This is a genomic window from Variovorax sp. 20P10.2.4 (assembly GCF_058244205.1).
In genome coordinates, this window is record NZ_JBZAYE010000094.1 from 1 (window position 1) to 17516 (window position 17516).

The following is a 17516-nucleotide window of genomic DNA, read 5'->3' on the forward strand; positions in this document are numbered from 1 at the left end:
CCGCCGGGTGCTCGCGCAGCCGCGCCTCGATCTCGCCGAGCTCGATGCGGAAGCCGCGGATCTTCACCTGGTGGTCGAGCCGACCGAGGTATTCGAGCTGGCCATCGAGCCCCCAGCGCACCAGGTCGCCGGTGCGGTAGAGCCGGCCGCCCTCGGCATCGAAGGGATCGGCGACGAAGCGTTCGGCCGTGAGCGCCGCGCGGCCGAGGTAGCCGCGCGCGAGCCCCGCGCCGCCGAGGTACAGCTCGCCGGCCACGCCCTGGGGAACGGGCTGCAGGTCGGCATCGAGCACATGGGCCGTGCGATGGCCCACGGGACGGCCGATGGGTGCATAGCCCTGCACGGGATCGTGCGCCGTACCGCTCCATGCGGTGGGCGTGATGACGGCTTCGGTCGGGCCGTAGGCATTGACGATGCGCGCGGGACGCAGCACGCGGCGGATCAGCGCCAGGTCCTCGCCGGTCCAGGCCTCGCCGCCGAACAGCGCGAGGCGCACGGCATGCGCGAACGGCGGCTGGCCCTGCATCAGCTGGCGCGCATAGGCCGGGGGCAGGTCCACCACGCTGACGCGGTGGCGCTGCAGCAGGGCGTCGAGTTCGCTCGCGAGCGAGCACCATTGCGGCTGCACCACGAGGGCCGCGCCCGACACCAGCGGCAGCAGGCATTGCTCGAGCGCCGCGTCGACGTGCGGCAGCGCGAACTGCAGCGAGCGGTCCTCGGCGCGCATGTCGCAGGTCCGCGCCATCGCCTGCAGGTGCATCGAGAGAGCGGCGTGCGGCACGGCCACGCCCTTGGGAACGCCGGTGGTGCCGGAGGTGTAGACGAGGTAGGCGAGATGGCCGTCGTGCAGATCGATGGCGGGGTCGATGGCGGCTTCGGCCTGGAGCTGCACGGGGTCGAATTGGACCCTGGCGATGCCCGGCGGCAAGGTCGACGCCTGCGCACCGTCCGCGAGCAGCACGCTGGCACTGCTGTCCTCGAGCAGTTGCGCGATCCGCTGCGCGGGATGCGATGGATCAAGCGGCAGATAGGTGCCGCCGGCCTTCAGCACGCCGAGCAGGCCCGCCACGCGCGCGCCCGCGGCCTCGATGGCCACGGCGACGACGCTGCCGGGCCGCACGCCCTCGCGCAGGAGCCGGTGTGCCACGCGGTTGGCACGCTCGTTCAGGGCGGCATAGCTCGAGGGCGTATCGCCATCGATCAGGGCGACGGCCTCCGGGTGCGCGCGCACCCGCGCCTCGAACAGGCGGTGCACGGGCTGCGTCTGCAGCACCTGCCGCTCGCCGACCGACCAGGCGCGCAGTCGCAGCCGTTCTTCCGCGTCGAGCAAGAGGACATCGCCCAGCGGCTGCGCGGGATCGGTCGCCAGCGACTCCAGCAGCGCCCGGTAGTGCGCGGCCATGCGCTCGATGGTGGCGGGCTCGAACAGCTCGGCCGCATAGGTGAACACCGCGCCGGTGCTGCCATCCGCGCGCTCGCGGATGTCGAGCGCGAGTTCGAACTGCGCGGCGCCCTCGGCCATGCGCTGCTCGCGCGCCTCGAGGCCCGGCAGCAGCCGCAGCGCATCCACGTCCTCGCGCAGATGGTTGAGCATCACCTGGAACAGCGGGCTGTGGCTCAGGCTGCGCTGCAGTTGCAGCGCCTCGACCAGTTGTTCGAACGGCAGGTCCTGGTGGGCCTGCGCGCCGAGCGCGGCCTCGCGCACCTGCGCCAGCAATTGCGCGAGGCTCGTGCGGCCCTGCAGCGTGGCGCGCAGCACCTGGGTGTTGACGAAGAAGCCGATCAGGCCCGCGGTCTCGGGGCGGTGGCGGTTGGCCACCGGAACGCCGACGCGCACGTCCTGCTGGCCGGTGTAGCGGTGCAGCAGCGCCTGGAAGCCGGCCAGCAGCGCCATGAAGAAGGTCGCGCCATGCGACTGCGCGGTGGCGCGCAGCCGCGCGACGAGCGCGCCGTCGAATTCGAAGGCATGGCTGGCGGCGCGATAGCTCGCCACTGCCTGCCGCGCATGATCCGTGGGCAGCGCGAGCACGGGATGTTCGTCGCCGAGCTGTACGCGCCAGTAGGCGAGCTGGCGCTCGGCCTCGCCGGCGGCGAGCCAGTCGCGCTGCCACAGCGCGTAGTCGGCGTACTGGATCGGCAATGCCGCGAACTGCGGCGCCTTGCCGGTCGCATGCGCCGCATGGGCGGCACCGAGTTCGCCGACCAGCAGCTGCAGCGACGCACCATCGGACACGATGTGGTGCGTGACCACGACGAGCAGGTGCCGCGCGTCGTCGACCTGGATCAGCGCCGCGCGCAGCAGCGGGCCTTCGCCGAGGTCGAACAGCTCCTTCTGGCACTGCCGTGCGTGCGCGGTCGCGGCGGCTTCGCGCGCCGACGCGGGCAGCTCGCGCAGATCGATCTGCCGCAACGCGAAGCGCGAAGCGGGCAGGATCCATTGGCCGACCGCCCCATCCGCGGCCGTGCGGAACACGGTACGCAGGCTCTCGTGGCGAGCGACCAGTCCGTCGAAGGCCGCGTTCAAGGCAGCGGCATCGAGCGGACCCGAGAGGTCCAGCGCGATGCCGACGTGATAGGCGGTGCTCTTCGGATCGAGCTGCCACAGGAACCATTGGCGCTCCTGGGCATGCGACAGCGCAAGTGGTCCGTTCCTGCGCTCAGCCGGCAGCACGGCGATCGGGTTGCGCGGCCTGCGCAGGCCGGTGGCGCGTACGCGCCGCACTGCTGCGGCGAGATCCTGCAGCCGCGGCTGCTCGAACAGCAGGCGCACGGGGAACTCGATGTCCCACGCGTCGGCCACCCGGGCCGCCACCTGCGTGGCGGCGAGCGAGTTGCCGCCGCTGAGAAAGAAATGGGCATCGCGTGCCAGCGCGGGCTGCTGCGCGCCGCGGCGCAGCACCTCGCTCCAGATGGCGGCCATGGCCTGCTCGAGCTCGTCCATCGGCAGCGCCGCCGCGGGCGCCTTCGCAGCGGTGCCGCCGAGCACGAAGGCGCCATGCGCATGCATCGCATAGGCATCGGCCGTGCGATCGATCCAGCCCTGGCGGCAGGCGCCGCGCTGCAGCTTGCCGCTGGTGGTCTTGGGCATGCCGCCCGGATTGAGCAGCATGACGACGGACAGCGGCTCGCCGAACTGTTCGCTCACGGCGGCGCTGAGCGTCTCGACCAGCGCCTCGGGACCGACCAGCTTCTGCACGCTGCGCGACACCTCGGCGGCCAGGCCGATGCCCTCGCCAGCGGGGCCATCGACGGCGAACGCCGCCACGCGGCCCTTGCGCACCACGTCGACCTCGAGCTCGATCATGCGTTCGATGTCCTGCGGGTACAGGTTGTGGCCGCGCACGATGATCATGTCCTTGATGCGGCCTGCCACGTAGAGCTGGCCGTCGTGCACGAAGCCGAGGTCGCCGGTGCGCAGCCAGGTGGCGCCGTCGCGATCGACGAAGGTCTGCCGCGAGACCTCGGGCTTGTTCCAGTAGCCGCTTCCGATACTCGGGCCAGTGGCCCAGATCTCGCCGACGCGGCCGGCATCGCACACCGACAGCGAGGCCGGGTCGACGATGCGCACGGCATGGCCGGTGACGGTGCGGCCGCAGCCGACCAGGACCGCGCCGCCGGCCTGCGCCAGGACCTCGCCGCGCGCCAGGCCCTCGCTCGAGAAGCCTTGGGCGAGCATGCCGGCGCCGCGCCAGCCGCCCGTCACGAACAGCGTGGATTCGGCCAGGCCATAGCAGGGGTAGACCGCGCCGGCGGCGAATCCCGCGGGCGCGAACTGGCGCTTGAATTCATGCAGCGTGTCGGCGCGCACCGGCTCGGCGCCGGAGAACGCGAGCGCCCAGCTCGACAGGTCGAGCTTCTGCAACTGCGCCTCGGACACCCGTTCGAGGCACAGGCGATAGGCGAAGTCGGGGCCGCCGCTGATCGTCGCGCGGTGGCGCGAGATGGCTTCGAGCCAGCGCACCGGCCGCTCGAGGAAGTAGCGCGGCGACATCAGCACGACCGGGATGCCGCGGTGCAGCGGCTGCAGCAGGCCGCCGATCAGGCCCATGTCGTGGTTGAGCGGCAGCCATGTAGCGAAGATGTCGTCCGGACCGACCGACAGGCCCTCCTCGATCGCGCGCATGTTCGCCATGAGGTTGGCATGCGTGACCATGACGCCCTTGGGCGCCGAGGTCGAGCCGGAGGTGTACTGCAGGAAGGCGATGTCGGCGGCCGAGGGCTGGTGCGGCGCCCAGCGGTCGGCGTCGTCGGTACCGATCGCGTCCACCGCGATCAACGGCACATCGGCGAAGGCCTCGGCCGCGGCGATCGAGGCCTTGATGTCGGCATGGGTCAGCACGCAGCAGGCGCCGGCATCGGCCGCGATGCCCTCGAGCTTGCCGAGGTGCCGCTTGCGCGTGGACTCGGGCGGGAACACGGGCACGGCGACCAGGCCCGCGTACAGGCAGGCGAAGAAGCTCACGACGTAGTCGTCGCCGTTGTCCAGCATGATCAGCGCGCGTTCGCCGCGGCCGAAGGATTGCTGCAGGCGCGCCGCCAGGCCGCGCACGCGCGCATCGAGCTGGCGATAGCAGAGGGGCGTGTCGAGCGCCGCGCCGTCGCGGTCGGTCACGCCGACCAGCGCGGTGTCATCGGGCCGGCGCGCGGCCAGGTCGCGCAGGTGGCTCACGAAGTCCACGGGGTGCGTCGGGGTCACATCGATTCCTTGAATGGCGAAGCCGGCTCGGCCACGAGACCCGGCGATGACGGCTCAGGCGATGGCGGGCAGCACATCGGCCTCCCCCGCCACGGATTGGGGCAAGCGCCGCACCAGGGCGGCGAGCACCTGGGCCTCGTGCTGCCGGATGAAGAAGTGGCCGCCCTCGAACCAGTCGAGCGAGAAGCCGGCATCCAGGGTCTCCGCGGACCAGGCCTCCACGCGCCAGGGCTGGATGTCGTCCTCGCGGCCCGCGAACACATGCAGCGGAACGGGCAGCGGCGCGGCGCCGCGATGCGCGAAGCCCTCGCAGACGCGGTAATCGGCCGCCAGCGTGTCGAGCGTCATGCGCAGCAGTTCGGGACTGGCGAACAGCTCCTCGGGCGTTCCGCCCTGCTTGCGCATGTCGGCGATCAGCGCCTCGTCGTCATCCATGTCGACGAAGCGATCGGGATCGCGCTGCGAAGGCGCGGCGCTGCCCGAGACGAGCAGGGCCCGCGGCAGGGGCCGACCCGTCGCGCGAAGACGCTGCGCGATGCCCCACGCCAGCAAGGCGCCCATGCTGTGGCCGAAGAGCGCGAAGTTGCCGCGCAGCGCGGCCTCGTGCTCGCCGCACAGCAGCGAGACCAGTGCATCGAAGTCCTCGACGAAGTCCTCGCCCAGGCGGCTGCCTCGGCCCGGCAATTCCAGCGGCACGACCTCGATCCAGCGCGGCAGCAAGCGCCGCCAGCGCAGGTACATGGTGGCACTGGCACCCGCGCAAGGCAGGCACAGCAGGGAGAGAGGCGCAGGCATGCGTTCAGGCGGAGGCCGGGGCGCCTTCCTGCTGCGCCATCCATTCGCGCAGCGACTTGGGACGCATGTCGGTCCAGGTCTTCTCGACGTACGCGAGCACCGTCTTCTTGTCGCCCTGGACGCCGTCGACAGCCTTCCAGCCGCCGGGCACGGCCTTCCATTGGGGCCAGATCGAGAATTGCTCTTCGTGGTTGACGAGCACGATGAAGGTCTCGTCCTCACGGTCGAAGCAGCTGGTAGACATGTGCGGTCCTCTTGGGATGGTGGAGTTCGACGAACGGCAGGCGTCAGGCGCCCGTCCTTGCGATACATGACGGCGCGGGCGGGCGGCTGTTTAGTCGCCGAGGCATTAGCGATCGGCGGGGAGGCGGGCATGGCTGCGTCGCCGCGCAACGCGGCCCGAGTCGGGAGATGCGGGGGTCAGTGGCCGCGGCTAGCGGCCTGCGATGTCGCCCGGCGACGGGACATCGTTGGCGGGCGGAACGAGGCCCACGAGCAGCCAGAGGCGGGCCGCTTCGCCATGGGTCTTGCGATGCACGGGATCCGCGGCCAGCCAGCGCGCGAATTCGTCGCGCGCCGTATCGTCGAGGCCACCAAGCTCATGCTGGCGGCGCACCCAGGTCCAGGCCGCCTGCCAGACCGGGTCGTGCTCCTTGTCCTTTGCCATCGGCCGATCGTAATCGCCGACGCGCCAGCCGGCATCAGTTGCCCTGCACCAGGTAGCGGCAGCTTTCGAGGGCGGCGTCGGCGTCCTTGATCATGAAGTTGACCAGCGTGGCGGAACAGCCGAGCCGCGCGGCGATCTCGCGCTGGGTCATGCCGCTCAGGCGGTTGAGCTCGAACGCCAGCCGCGTGCGCGCGGGCAGCGCACCGAGCACGCGGTCGATTACCGCGAGCGCCTGGCGCCCGTCGAGCACGCGTTCGGGCGCATCGTTGCTCGGCGGGCTGACGAGCTCGACGTCCTCGCAGTAGGTGCGATAGCTGGCCTCGACCGACTGGTGACGGTGATAGTCGAAAGCCACGTTGCGCACCACCTGGCAGCAATAGCCCAGCGGCTTGCGCACATCGCGCACGGCGGCGCCGTCGGCGAGCTTGAGATAAGCGTCCTGCAACACTTCGTCGGCAAGATCCGCGGTGCGCACGATCTTCTGTGCGACGCGCTGGAGCTGGGCACGGTTTGCGATGAAAACCTCCCCCAGCGTGGGTTCGGATGAGTGCATCAACATGTCCACGGAGACTCCTGGTGTACGGATGTATTCAGTTCGACTGAATGCAAATGAGAACTATTACTACTTTTAGATAAAGGAAAGCCGCCCGCGCGGTCGATCCTTTCCTGTTTCTTACCTCTTAGACGTTTGAACGGCCAAAACCGAGACAGGCCGGCGCCATCCAGGACGAGCCGGCCGCGCCACTAGAATTTCGCCCCTGCCCTCACCCCGTCTCCATGAACATCGTCGTCAACGAAGAACTCAAAGCCTATATCGATCCCCTCACGCCCGAGGAGCACGAAGCCCTCGAGCGCAGCATCCTGACCGAAGGCTGCCGCGATGCGTTGGTGCTGTGGGGCGACGTTCTCGTCGACGGCCACAACCGCTATGCGATCTGCCAGAAGCATGGCCTGCCGTTCCAGACCGTGCAGAACACGCGCTTCCAGTCGATCGAGGACGTGCACCTGTGGATGATCGACCAGCACCTGGGCCGGCGCAGCATCTCGGACTTCGTGCGCGGCGTGCTCGCGCTGCGCAAGAAGGACATCGTGACGGAGCGTCGCGCGCGCACGGCGAGCGCATCGTCCGCCACCGCAGATGCCGATGCGCCCACGAGCTCGGCCGCGAGCAGCGACGATGCGAGCGTGCCGCCGCCCGCGCCGCTCAACAGCCGCGAGGCCATCGCCAAGGCCGCGCGCATCAGCAGCACCCAGGTGCAGATGATCGAGAAGATCCAGAAGCAGGCTACGCCCGAAGTGGTGGCCGCGGTGAAGTCCGGCACCATCTCGATCAACGCGGCCGCTGCCGTGGCGAGCCTGCCCGCCGAGGAGCAGGTGGCTGCCGCGAATGCGGGCAAGGACGAACTGAAGCTCGCGGCCAAGCGTGCGCGCGAAGCGAAGCGCAAGCCGCGCGAGGACGAAGCCGAAGCCTCGTCCGACAGTGAATCGCCTTTCGAGGCCCCCGATTCCGAGCAGGTTCAGGCGTTGAAGCAGCGCGTGGCGGCGCTCGAAACCGAGAACAAGGCGCTGCGCGAGCAGATCGCGACGCTGCAGCTGCAATTGGCCGCCGCCTGAGCGCGCGGCGGCCGGCTTCGCGTCAGAGCGCGATCTCGGTCACCTTCGCGCCCTGCACCGAGACGCCGGCCTCGAGCCCCACGTTCGTCAGCACGAAGCCCACCACGGGCTGACGGATCGTGTTGGTGTCGATGCTGCCGTTGGCACCGATGGTCGCGACGGCCACCGTGGCATCGGCACCGGCCGTCCATCCCTTGCTGCTGCGGAATTTGTCGAGCGCGGCCTGCGTGGTGAACAGGTAGATCACGGCCTTCGACTGCGCGCCTGCCTGGAAGCCGATCGACCCCGAGGTGGTGCTGTAGTAGGACTGCGTGCGGCCGTTCACGCGCAGTGCGCCACGGCCATACTCGGCGCCCACGCCCATGCTCGCGCCGACCACCGCCGGGAACACCAGCACGCCGCTCGACTTGGCAACGAGCTCGCGCGAGCCGCGCACCGAGTCGTAGAGCTTGGACAGCGAGGCATCGACCTGCGCGTCGATCGATGCACGCGAGGACGCACTGCTGGCCTGGTTGTCGGGACGCGTGGTCGTGCAACCGACGAAGGCGATGCTGCTCGCAGCCACTGCACAGACGACGGCCACCGTACGAAGCGAAGAGATGGGCATGGCGAACTCCTTTGCTGAAAACATGACGCAAACCGCGCCCGCGACGATGCGGGCCTGGCCATGCTACGGCGCGCACATCGCCCCATCGCGCGCTGTGGAAGACCGCCTACGCCAACTCAAGCCGATGCAGAAGGCGCGTTCGAGCGGGCCAGCGCCACCGCGTCGGCGCCCGCGGGGAAGCGCAGTTGCCCCGACTCGTCGTGCGCGGCACGCCACACGGTCTCGGCCACGTCGGATGCCGTGGTCACTGCCGAGATGCCCGCGAAAGACGCGAAGACCTGCTGCGCATAGGCCCCGTAGGCGGGCGGAATCAAGCCCGCCATGCGCGACTGGCCATTGCTCGTGAAGTTCGTGCTCGGCGCATAGCCGGGCTGCACCAGCTTCACGCGCACGTCGAAGGCCGCGAGCTCGTGCGCCAGCGAACCGGTGAATCCTTCGATCGCCGTCTTGCTGGCCGTGTAGACCGCGACCAGCGGCATCGGTGCCAGCGTGGCGCTCGAGGTCACGTTCACCACCACGCCGGCGCGGCGCGAGCGGAACTGCGGCAGCACCGCCTGCGTCATCGCCATCACGCCGAAGGTATTGGTCTCGAAGACTTCGCGCGTGGTGCTCATCGGCGTCGCCTCGAAGGCACCGAGCAGTCCGATGCCTGCGTTGTTGACGAGCGCGTCGATGGGTCCGCTCGCCTCGAGCGCGGCGGCGATGCTTTGCGGGTTCGTGACGTCGAGGGCCACGATGCGCAGCCGCTCGTCGCGCGGCAGCAGGTCTTCGCGCGGCGTGCGCATGGTGGCAATCACGCGCCAGCCCTGCGACAGGAAATGGCGCGCGGTCTCGAGGCCGTAGCCGGACGAGCAGCCGGTGATGAGGACGGTTTTCATGGGTGTTGCTGAGTGGTTGACTTGGAAGCGAACGATATCCAGAGAAAACCGGACCATCTACAATGAAAAGTCCACCATTCATTTGCGAGCGTCCAGTCATGAACGATCCGCTCTCCGAGGTCATCGCGCTGCTCAATCCGCGCGCCGTGTTCTCGAAGGGCATCAGCGGCGCCGGCCGCTGGGCCGTCCGCTATTCCGATTTCGGCCAGCCCAGCTTCTGCGCGGTGATCAGCGGAAGTTGCCGCCTCGCGGTCGAGGGCGAGGAAGCCATCGCCCTCGAAGCGGGCGACTTCGTGCTCATGCCGGCAACGCCGGGCTTCACGCTGTCGAGCTTCGAAGCGGCCGCGCCCGTTCACATCGATCCCAAGCTCGCGCCCGCACCCGAAGGCGAGGTGCGCCACGGCACGCGCGACGGCCCGCCCGACGTGCGCCTGCTCGGCGGCTACTTCGTGTTCGATTCGCCCGATGCGGCCTTGCTGGTCTCGCTGCTGCCGACGCTGGTGCACGTGCGTGGCGTCGATCGGCTCTCGGTGCTGGTGCGGCTGGTCGGCGAGGAGTCGAGCGAGGAGCGGTCCGGGCGCGAGCTCGTGCTCACGCGCTTGGTCGAAGTGCTGCTCGTCGAGGCACTGCGTTCGTCGTCCGGCGAGGATGCGCCCCCCGGCCTGCTGCGCGGACTGGCCGATGCGCGGCTCGCGCTCGCGATGCGCCAACTGCACGCGGATCCCGCGCGGCCATGGACCGTGACCCAGCTCGCACAGAAGGCCGCATTGTCGCGCTCGGCCTTCTTCGATCGCTTCACGCGCGCGGTCGGCCTGCCGCCGATGGAATATCTGCTGGCCTGGCGCATGGCGCTCGCGAAGAACCTGCTCAAGCATCACGACGTCGCGATCGCCGAGGTCGCCGAACGCGTGGGCTACAGCTCGGCGAGCACCTTCAGCACCGCATTCAGCAGGCATGTGGGACTGCCTCCGGGACGCTACGCACGACGTGCGTGATCCTCGCTCGCGGGATCGCATGCACGGGCCTGCTACAATGCGCCTTCGCTCGGAACGCCCGAGCGTTGCCTGGCCAGGCAAGCTGAATCTCACACCAGCGCGTCGAAGTCACTACGACGAGAAAAACAACAATGACTTCCGCAAGGGAATCTTTGCCGTAGCGTGGACCGCGTAAGAGTTCACGACCATATTTTCAAAGCCCGCCTTGTGCGGGCTTTGTTCGTTTGGGGGCGTCGCTAAGTTGTGGCGAGAGTAACTGAGCCCTGGGCGTTGCGAGAACGTGGCGCCGCTGCTGCGGCCCCGAGCCTGATCAGCGAGCTAGGTCGGCGTCGCTGCCGATGGCATCGACGGCACTGCGCTTGACCTCATCGTTGAGGCAACCATAGGCCCATGCAATTAAAGCGAGCGCAAACCAGAAGACCGGGCGAGCTCCATGTGCCTGAAATCCTCGTCGTTCTCGTCGACCTCCCGCTCTTCTGGCGTCCCGCCTTTGAACTGCAGCGGCGCCGGCCAGTTGCCCCACGTTCCTGGAGCGCCACGAACCTTGAGCTAGCTGTGGGTCACATCACAACTCCCCACGGAAAACGGTGAAATTTGTCACGATTACAGAGAAATAATTGGTGCAACTTTCGCACTAATTTTTTGGCTATGTCTGTTTTTCAGGCCTGTGATTGCACCGTCGACCATCTCTACCGCGTCGAGCGCCGACCATGGATGCGACTTCTCCCTTGGCTGCGGTTGTACCAATGCGCAAACTGCAAGAAGCTGCAGTTGCACGCCGAGGACGACGTCACTCGAGCCAAAGTCGAGTTCGCGTCCCGATCGCTCAAGAACTCCCACCGCCGCCCCAAGCCCGGGTGAGGACGAGTCGCGATCGAAGACAGCGGCTACCGCGCCGTCAGCGCGTCACCAGTGGGTTCGGCTCGGATCTCCAAAAGACAAACGGGCCACGCGGTTGCTCGCGTAGCCCGTTGCTTTATGTGGCGGAGTGGACGGGACTCGAACCCGCGACCCGGCGTGACAGGCCGGACTAAAAAGCGAACACTGGCGCGGATTAGGGCCAGTTGGATGTTCCAAACGGCAACCAAGAGGGCACGTGTTTATGCGGCTTTCCCGACCTCTATTACAAAATTCGACACCGGGAGCGCGGATGCCTGACGCACGTCGACCGCATCGATGCGCTGGCGCTGGCCGTCTCGCACCTCCGGAACTCGCTCTAGGTCAACGTCAAGGACGCGGCCAAGGCGATGAAGAAGGCTGAGGAGGAGAACTGGCTACGGCAGCACGAGCATGCGTCCTCAGGAGACCAAAGGGTCTACGGGACCGGCTGGCATGAGTTCGAGGACTACGAGGTCCTCAACGTGGAGATCTAGCGCCCTTGGCGGGGATTTCCAGTTCCTGCCTTGCAGGGCCAGGTCTCGACAAATGCGAGGTAAACGATCGCCCCCGCGTCCAGATGACGATTGGCTGGAGAGCGTTGGAGTTCGTTGATAGCGACATCGGTGATTTGCCCCACCGTGACACCCTCAGGTATGCAAACGAAGTCTCTGCGAGTCGCTATCTGGCTAGACGTTATCCCGTCCACGACCCCGCGCACGTATTGCATCGATCCGACTCTCCTGACCCCCTGGGCTTCAAAGTCCGCAAGTAGTTCATTGCCCGTGTAGGCGTGGACGAACGTGGCACCGAGAAGTCCGAGGGAGGCCAGGAAGTAACGAGGGGTCTTCATGGCGCCCGAGGATACCTAACACCGGCTCAAATTTCTCCCAAACTGGCCGTCGGCAGCTCAAGAAGGCGACCCCAGCGGGGTAGCTCATATTCCAAAGTACCCCGAAACGAATTCCAAAAAGACAAACGGGCTACGTGATTTCTCACGTAACCCGTTGTTTTATATGGCGGAGTGGACGGGACTCGAACCCGCGACCCCCGGCGTGACAGGCCGGTATTCTAACCAACTGAACTACCACTCCTGGTAGACAACGTTCACTCCTTGCGGAGTCGAGTGTTGACGACTCGTGCCTGCTTCACTTGCATGAAACTGGCGACCCTACGGGGATTCGAACCCCGGTAGCCACCGTGAAAGGGTGGTGTCCTAGGCCTCTAGACGATAGGGTCAAAACCTTAGGAACCGTGCTGCGATCAGCACTTCTTCTCTTTTCGACACTTTTGATGGTGGAGGTAAACGGGATCGAACCGATGACCTCTTGCATGCCATGCAAGCGCTCTCCCAGCTGAGCTATACCCCCTCTTTGACATTCCAGTGCTTCTTTTCAGAATCACCTTGTGTCGGTGTCGAGCCTCAAATTATAGACCGGTTTTTAGGCCACTTTCAAACGCTCGATGATTTTTTCTTTAGAAAAAATCGCGAGGACCGCATCGAGCGATGGCGTCTGTGGGGTTCCCATCACGAGAACACGCACCGGCATCGCCAGAGCAGGCATCTTGAGCGAATGCGCAGCCAGGGTTTCCTTGATGGCCGCGGCGATCGTCGCCTTGTCCCACGTCGGAAGGGTGGAGAGTTTATCCGCAAGCGTGGCCACCGCCGGCTTCACCGCATCAGTGATGTGCTGCGCACGATCCTCGTCGCTCACGTGGACGTCGGCATAGAAGGCCGCGGCCCAATCGGCCAGCGCGACCGTGGTCTCGCAGCGGTCCTTGAACAGCGCGCAGATGGCGAAGAGCCGATCGTCGGCCTCGATGCCGCGCTTCTTCAGTTGCGTGGCCACCAGCGGCGCGAGCGCGTCATCGCTCTTGGCCTTGATGTACTGCGCGTTGACCCACGCGAGCTTGGCCGCGTCCCATTGCGCCGGGCTCTTCGACAGGTGCGAACCATCGAACCAGCTCACCATCTGCTCGCGCGTGAACAGCTCGTCGTCGCCGTGGCTCCAGCCGAGGCGCGCGAGGTAGTTGAGCATCGCCTCGGGCAGGTAGCCGTTGTCTTCGTAAGCGGTCACGCTCACGGCGCCGCGGCGCTTCGAGAGCTTCTGGCCGTCGTCGCCGAGGATCACGGGCACATGGCCGAACTGCGGCAGCGGCGCGCCGAGCGCGTGGAAGATGTTGATCTGCCACGGCGTGTTGTTGATGTGCTCGTCGCCGCGGAACACGTGCGTGATGTTCATGTCCCAGTCGTCGACCACCACGGCGAAGTTGTAGGTGGGCACACCGTCGGGCCGCAGGATGATCAGGTCGTCGATCTCGCGGTTGTTGATGGTGATCTCGCCCTTGACGAGGTCGTTCCAGGTCACGTCGCCTTCGGGCGGATTGCAGAAGCGCACCACCGGCGGCACGCCTTCGGGCACGGGCGGCAGCACCTTGCCGGGCTCGGGGCGCCAGCGGCGGTCGTACAGGGTCTTCTCGCCGCGCGCCTTCTGCGCCTCGCGCATCTCGTCGAGCTCGGCGGGCGTGGCGTAGCAGTGGTAGGCCGTGCCGGCCTCGAGCATCTGCGCGATCACGGCGCGGTAGCGCTCGAGGCGCTGCATCTGGTAGATCGGGCCCTCGTCGTAGTCGAGGCCGAGCCAGTGCATCGACGCGAGGATCTGGTCGGTCGAATCCTGCGTGGAGCGCGCGACATCGGTGTCCTCGATGCGCAGCACGAACTCGCCGCCATGGTGGCGCGCATAGGCCCACGAATAGAGCGCGGTGCGCGCGGTGCCCAGGTGCAGGAAGCCGGTGGGAGACGGAGCGATGCGGGTGCGGACTTTGCCGGTCATGGAGGCGGGATTCAGAAATTCAGGGTGGAAAGGCCGCGCGACAGGTCGGCCTTGATGTCGTCGACGTGCTCGAGGCCGACCGCGAGGCGGATCAGGCCCTGGCCGATGCCGGCCGCCTGGCGCTGGTCCTCGGACAGGCGTCCGTGCGAAGTGGTGGCCGGGTGCGAGATGATGGTCTTCACGTCGCCGAGGTTGGTGGCGATGCTCACGACCTCGGTGCTGTTGATGACGTGGAAAGCATTGGCGCGCGCGGTCTCGGGATCGCCGCCCTTCACGATGAAGGACACGACCGCCCCGCCCTGCCCCGCCTGCTGGCGCATCGCCAGTTCATGCTGCGGATGCGAGGCGAGCCCCGGGTAGTACACGCGCTCGATGCCCGGCTGGGCCTCGAGCCATTGCGCAACGGCCAGCGCGTTCGCGCAGTGTGCCTGCATGCGCACGTTGAGCGTCTCGAGCCCCTTGAGCACGACCCAGGCATTGAACGGCGACAGCACCATGCCCGCGGTGCGCACCACCGGGCCGAACACGTCGACGATCAGCTTCGAGGGACCGCAGATCGCGCCCGCCATCACGCGGCCCTGGCCGTCGAGGTGCTTGGTGCCCGAATGGATGATCAGGTCGGCGCCGAGCTCGGCGGGCCGCTGCAGCGCGGGCGAGCAGAAGCAGTTGTCGACCGCGAGCAGCGCACCCGCCTCGTGCGCCACGTCGGCCAGCGCGCGGATGTCGCAGACCTCGGTCAGCGGATTGGTCGGCGTCTCCGCGAACAGCAACTTGGTGGTGGGACGCACCGCGGCGCGCCACTCGGCCACGTCGGTCTGCGAGACGAAGGTGGTCTCGACGCCGAACTTGCCGAACTCGCGCCCGATCAGGTTGATGGTCGAGCCGAACATCGAGCGCGAACACACGACGTGGTCGCCGGCCTTGAGCAGGCCCATGCACATCATGAGGATCGCACCCATGCCGCTGGAGGCGGCGATCGCGGCCTCGGTGCCTTCCATCGCGGCGAGCCGGCGCTCGAAGCTGCTGACGGTGGGGTTCGAGGTGCGCGCGTAGGTGAAGCCTTCCTCGGTGCCGGCGAAGCGGCGGGCCGAGGTCTCGGCGTCGGGCTGCACGAAGCCGCTGGTGAGGTAGAGCGCTTCGGAGTGCTCGCCATGCACGCTGCGTTCGAGCGCGGTGCGCAGGGCCAGCGTGTCGCGGTGCAGGCCGGGAGGCAGGGGTCGATCGGTCACGGAAACTTTCGGGCGCGAGGCCAACGAGGAATGTCGGAAGAAGATCAGCTCAGGTTGGGCAGCGCGAGGCGCGAGGAATCCTCTTCGGTCTCCTCGATGCGCGGGCGGTTGCCGTTCATGCGCGAGATGGCTTCGGTGTCGATGTCGCCGGTGACATAGACGCCGTCGAAGCACGAGGCATCGAAGCCGTCGAGCTTGCCGTTGAGCGAGCCGATGGCGCGCTTCATCGCGTCGACGTCCTGGTAGATCAGCGCGTCGCAGCCGATCAGCTCGCGGATCTCTTCCACGGTGCGGTCGTGCGCCACCAGCTCGTCCTTGGTCGGCATGTCGATGCCGTAGACGTTGGGATAGCGCACCGGCGGCGCGGCGCTCGCGAGGTAGACCTTGCGCGCACCTGCGTCGCGCGCCATCTGCACGATCTCGCGGCTGGTGGTGCCGCGCACGATCGAGTCGTCGACCAGCAGCACGTTGCGGCCCTTGAACTCGCTCGCGATCACGTTGAGCTTCTGGCGCACCGACTTCTTGCGCACGCCCTGGCCCGGCATGATGAAGGTGCGGCCCACGTAGCGGTTCTTGACGAAGCCCTCGCGGTACGGAATGCCCAGCAGGTGCGCGAGTTGCGTCGCGCTCGGGCGGCTCGATTCGGGGATCGGGATGATCACGTCGATCTGGTTCGGCGGGACGGTCGAGACCACGCGCTTGGCCAGCGTCTCGCCGAGGTTCAGGCGCGCCTGGTAGACCGAGATGCCGTCGAGCACCGAGTCGGGACGCGCCAGATACACGAACTCGAAGATGCAGGGATTGAGCGTGGGCGCCTCGGCGCACTGCATCGAATGGAGCTGGCCCTGCATGTCGACGAACACCGCCTCGCCCGGCAGCACGTTGCGTTCGAAGGTGTGGCCCGAGCCCTCGAGCGCCACCGATTCGCTGGCCACCATCACGGTGCCGTCGGCGCTGCGGCCGATGCACAGCGGACGGATGCCGTAAGGATCGCGGAAGGCCAGCAGGCCGTGGCCCGCGATCAGCGACACCACGGCGTACGAGCCGCGCAGGCGCTTGTGCATGCTGCGCACCGCGGCGAAGACCTCGGCCGGGTTCAGCGGCACGCCGTGCGAGGACTGCTCGAGCTCGTTGGCGAGCACGTTGAGCAGCACCTCGGAGTCGCTGTCGGTGTTGGTGTGGCGGTGGTCGGTCGAGAACAGCTCGGCGCGCAGCGCATGGGCGTTCGTCAGGTTGCCGTTGTGCACCAGCACGATGCCGAAGGGCGCGTTGACGTAGAAGGGCTGCGCCTCTTCCTCGCTGTAGGCGTTGCCGGCGGTCGGGTAGCGCACCTGGCCCAGGCCCACGCTGCCGGGCAGCGCGCGCATGTTGCGGGTGCGGAACACGTCGCGCACCATGCCCTTGGCCTTGTGCATGAAGAACTTGCGTTCCTGCAGCGTGACGATGCCGGCGGCATCCTGGCCGCGGTGCTGCAGCAGCAGCAGCGCGTCATAGAGCAGCTGGTTGACGGGTGCGTTGCTGACAACGCCGACGATTCCACACATGAAGCGATCCTCTCAGGGCAGGTAGCTTGCCAATTTTTCGGGCAATGCAGGCTTCAGGCTCTGCAATGCCGCGTCGAGAACAACGGCGCTGCGCGATTCGTGCCACCAGGCACTGTCGCTCAACGCCAGCAAATGAACAACCACTGCCAACACCAGCAGCGCCACCGCGCCCCGGGCCGCGCCGAAGGCACCGCCCAGGATCCGGTCGACCGGACGCAATCCCACGGCGGCGATCAGCTTGCGCGTCAGCGAAGCCATCAGGCCCACGCCGAACGCGACCGCCACGAACAGCAGCACGAAGGCCAGCGGATAGCGCCAGGACGCCTGCGGATCGCCGGCCGGCAACCAGGCCGCCACATCGGACGCGAACCACTGCGCCACCACGAACGCCACCACCCACCCGATCAGCGAAATCACTTCGAACACCAGCCCGCGCACGAGGCCGAACAGCATCGACACCACGATGAGTGCGACGGCGATCCAGTCGAGCAAGGCCACGGCGGCAACAGGCTGTGGCGACTTACAAGGTGAGGATCGCGGCCGACAAAGACAAGGCCTTCACCCGCTCGGCGGCCTTGTCGGCCTCGGCGCGCGAGCCGAAGGGACCGACACGCACACGCGTGCGTTCGCCGTCGGCCGTCTTCGCCACGTTCACATAGGTCTTGAGGCCGGCCTTCTCGAGCTTCTGCCGCACCTCGCGGGCCTTGTCGGCATCGGCGAAGGCGCCGACCTGCACCACGAAGCGGCCGTTGTCGTCGGACGCGGCGGCGGGCTTGGGCGT

15 protein-coding genes and 3 tRNA genes are annotated in these 17516 nt (G+C 67.5%); 2 read left to right on the forward strand and 16 right to left on the reverse strand.

The window, feature by feature from the left end; genetic code table 11:
* The 5 genes from AC27VN_RS11955 to AC27VN_RS11975 all read right to left on the reverse strand — a co-directional run.
* On the reverse strand, nt 1-4696 hold a 4696-nt coding region (locus AC27VN_RS11955), incomplete at its 3' end, for an amino acid adenylation domain-containing protein (RefSeq protein ID WP_490876678.1).
* 54 nt (nt 4697-4750) lie between these two features.
* The gene (locus tag AC27VN_RS11960) at nt 4751-5491 is read right to left on the reverse strand and encodes a thioesterase II family protein (RefSeq protein ID WP_490876679.1); all 741 of its coding nucleotides are present in this window, start codon (nt 5489-5491) and stop codon (nt 4751-4753) included.
* A 4-nt stretch (nt 5492-5495) separates the two neighbouring features.
* Nucleotides 5496-5735, reverse strand: a complete 240-nt coding sequence (locus tag AC27VN_RS11965; RefSeq protein ID WP_490876680.1) for an MbtH family protein — start codon at nt 5733-5735, stop codon at nt 5496-5498.
* 189 nt (nt 5736-5924) lie between these two features.
* Nucleotides 5925-6158 (reverse strand): FecR/PupR family sigma factor regulator, encoded by a 234-nt coding sequence (locus AC27VN_RS11970; protein WP_490876681.1) that lies wholly within the window; start codon nt 6156-6158, stop codon nt 5925-5927.
* Between the two features lie 34 nt (nt 6159-6192).
* Nucleotides 6193-6717 (reverse strand): sigma-70 family RNA polymerase sigma factor, encoded by a 525-nt coding sequence (locus tag AC27VN_RS11975; protein WP_093340199.1) that lies wholly within the window; start codon nt 6715-6717, stop codon nt 6193-6195.
* Between the two features lie 218 nt (nt 6718-6935).
* Here AC27VN_RS11975 and AC27VN_RS11980 point away from each other — a divergent pair, with 218 nt between their 5' ends.
* Complete coding sequence (locus AC27VN_RS11980; RefSeq protein WP_490876682.1) at nt 6936-7772, forward strand: plasmid replication/partition related protein; 837 nt, start codon at nt 6936-6938, stop codon at nt 7770-7772.
* A 22-nt stretch (nt 7773-7794) separates the two neighbouring features.
* On the opposite strand, the gene AC27VN_RS11985 is transcribed toward AC27VN_RS11980, so the two are convergent.
* Together AC27VN_RS11985 and AC27VN_RS11990 are read right to left on the reverse strand one after the other, a co-directional pair.
* Nucleotides 7795-8379, reverse strand: a complete 585-nt coding sequence (locus AC27VN_RS11985; RefSeq protein ID WP_208507959.1) for a BPSL1445 family SYLF domain-containing lipoprotein — start codon at nt 8377-8379, stop codon at nt 7795-7797.
* Between the two features lie 116 nt (nt 8380-8495).
* Nucleotides 8496-9257 (reverse strand): SDR family oxidoreductase, encoded by a 762-nt coding sequence (locus tag AC27VN_RS11990; protein WP_490876683.1) that lies wholly within the window; start codon nt 9255-9257, stop codon nt 8496-8498.
* Nucleotides 9258-9355: 98 nt separating this feature from the next.
* Here AC27VN_RS11990 and AC27VN_RS11995 point away from each other — a divergent pair, with 98 nt between their 5' ends.
* The gene (locus AC27VN_RS11995) at nt 9356-10252 is read left to right on the forward strand and encodes an AraC family transcriptional regulator (RefSeq protein ID WP_398496068.1); all 897 of its coding nucleotides are present in this window, start codon (nt 9356-9358) and stop codon (nt 10250-10252) included.
* Between the two features lie 1369 nt (nt 10253-11621).
* On the opposite strand, the gene AC27VN_RS12000 is transcribed toward AC27VN_RS11995, so the two are convergent.
* The 9 genes from AC27VN_RS12000 to AC27VN_RS12040 form a co-directional block, all read right to left on the reverse strand.
* Nucleotides 11622-11981, reverse strand: a complete 360-nt coding sequence (locus tag AC27VN_RS12000; protein WP_366928991.1) for a Rap1a/Tai family immunity protein — start codon at nt 11979-11981, stop codon at nt 11622-11624.
* Nucleotides 11982-12145: 164 nt separating this feature from the next.
* Nucleotides 12146-12222: transfer RNA gene (locus tag AC27VN_RS12005), tRNA-Asp, on the reverse strand.
* Nucleotides 12223-12291: 69 nt separating this feature from the next.
* Nucleotides 12292-12367: transfer RNA gene (locus tag AC27VN_RS12010), tRNA-Glu, on the reverse strand.
* Nucleotides 12368-12422: 55 nt separating this feature from the next.
* A tRNA-Ala gene (locus AC27VN_RS12015) sits at nt 12423-12498 on the reverse strand.
* A 72-nt stretch (nt 12499-12570) separates the two neighbouring features.
* Nucleotides 12571-13962, reverse strand: a complete 1392-nt coding sequence (gene gltX / locus AC27VN_RS12020; protein WP_490876684.1) for a glutamate--tRNA ligase — start codon at nt 13960-13962, stop codon at nt 12571-12573.
* Between the two features lie 11 nt (nt 13963-13973).
* Entirely contained in the window at nt 13974-15191 is a 1218-nt protein-coding gene (locus AC27VN_RS12025) for an O-succinylhomoserine sulfhydrylase (protein WP_431509897.1), read from the reverse strand.
* 44 nt (nt 15192-15235) lie between these two features.
* The gene (gene purF, locus AC27VN_RS12030) at nt 15236-16735 is read right to left on the reverse strand and encodes an amidophosphoribosyltransferase (protein ID WP_208507909.1); all 1500 of its coding nucleotides are present in this window, start codon (nt 16733-16735) and stop codon (nt 15236-15238) included.
* Nucleotides 16736-16747: 12 nt separating this feature from the next.
* The gene (locus tag AC27VN_RS12035) at nt 16748-17233 is read right to left on the reverse strand and encodes a CvpA family protein (protein WP_093340212.1); all 486 of its coding nucleotides are present in this window, start codon (nt 17231-17233) and stop codon (nt 16748-16750) included.
* Nucleotides 17234-17255: 22 nt separating this feature from the next.
* On the reverse strand, nt 17256-17516 hold a 261-nt coding region (locus AC27VN_RS12040), incomplete at its 5' end, for an SPOR domain-containing protein (protein ID WP_490876685.1).

What these genes read in the sequence shown, in the direction of transcription:
- AC27VN_RS11970 (WP_490876681.1), bottom strand. Translation starts at nt 6,158, where the DNA reads ATGGCAAAGGACAAGGAGCACGACCCGGTCTGGCAGGCGGCCTGGACC.
- AC27VN_RS11980 (WP_490876682.1), top strand. Translation starts at nt 6,936, where the DNA reads ATGAACATCGTCGTCAACGAAGAACTCAAAGCCTATATCGATCCCCTC.
- AC27VN_RS11975 (WP_093340199.1), bottom strand. Translation starts at nt 6,717, where the DNA reads ATGTTGATGCACTCATCCGAACCCACGCTGGGGGAGGTTTTCATCGCA.
- purF (WP_208507909.1), bottom strand. Translation starts at nt 16,735, where the DNA reads ATGTGTGGAATCGTCGGCGTTGTCAGCAACGCACCCGTCAACCAGCTG.
- AC27VN_RS11995 (WP_398496068.1), top strand. Translation starts at nt 9,356, where the DNA reads ATGAACGATCCGCTCTCCGAGGTCATCGCGCTGCTCAATCCGCGCGCC.
- AC27VN_RS11960 (WP_490876679.1), bottom strand. Translation starts at nt 5,491, where the DNA reads ATGCCTGCGCCTCTCTCCCTGCTGTGCCTGCCTTGCGCGGGTGCCAGT.
- AC27VN_RS11965 (WP_490876680.1), bottom strand. Translation starts at nt 5,735, where the DNA reads ATGTCTACCAGCTGCTTCGACCGTGAGGACGAGACCTTCATCGTGCTC.
- AC27VN_RS12000 (WP_366928991.1), bottom strand. Translation starts at nt 11,981, where the DNA reads ATGAAGACCCCTCGTTACTTCCTGGCCTCCCTCGGACTTCTCGGTGCC.
- AC27VN_RS11985 (WP_208507959.1), bottom strand. Translation starts at nt 8,379, where the DNA reads ATGCCCATCTCTTCGCTTCGTACGGTGGCCGTCGTCTGTGCAGTGGCT.
- gltX (WP_490876684.1), bottom strand. Translation starts at nt 13,962, where the DNA reads ATGACCGGCAAAGTCCGCACCCGCATCGCTCCGTCTCCCACCGGCTTC.
- AC27VN_RS11990 (WP_490876683.1), bottom strand. Translation starts at nt 9,257, where the DNA reads ATGAAAACCGTCCTCATCACCGGCTGCTCGTCCGGCTACGGCCTCGAG.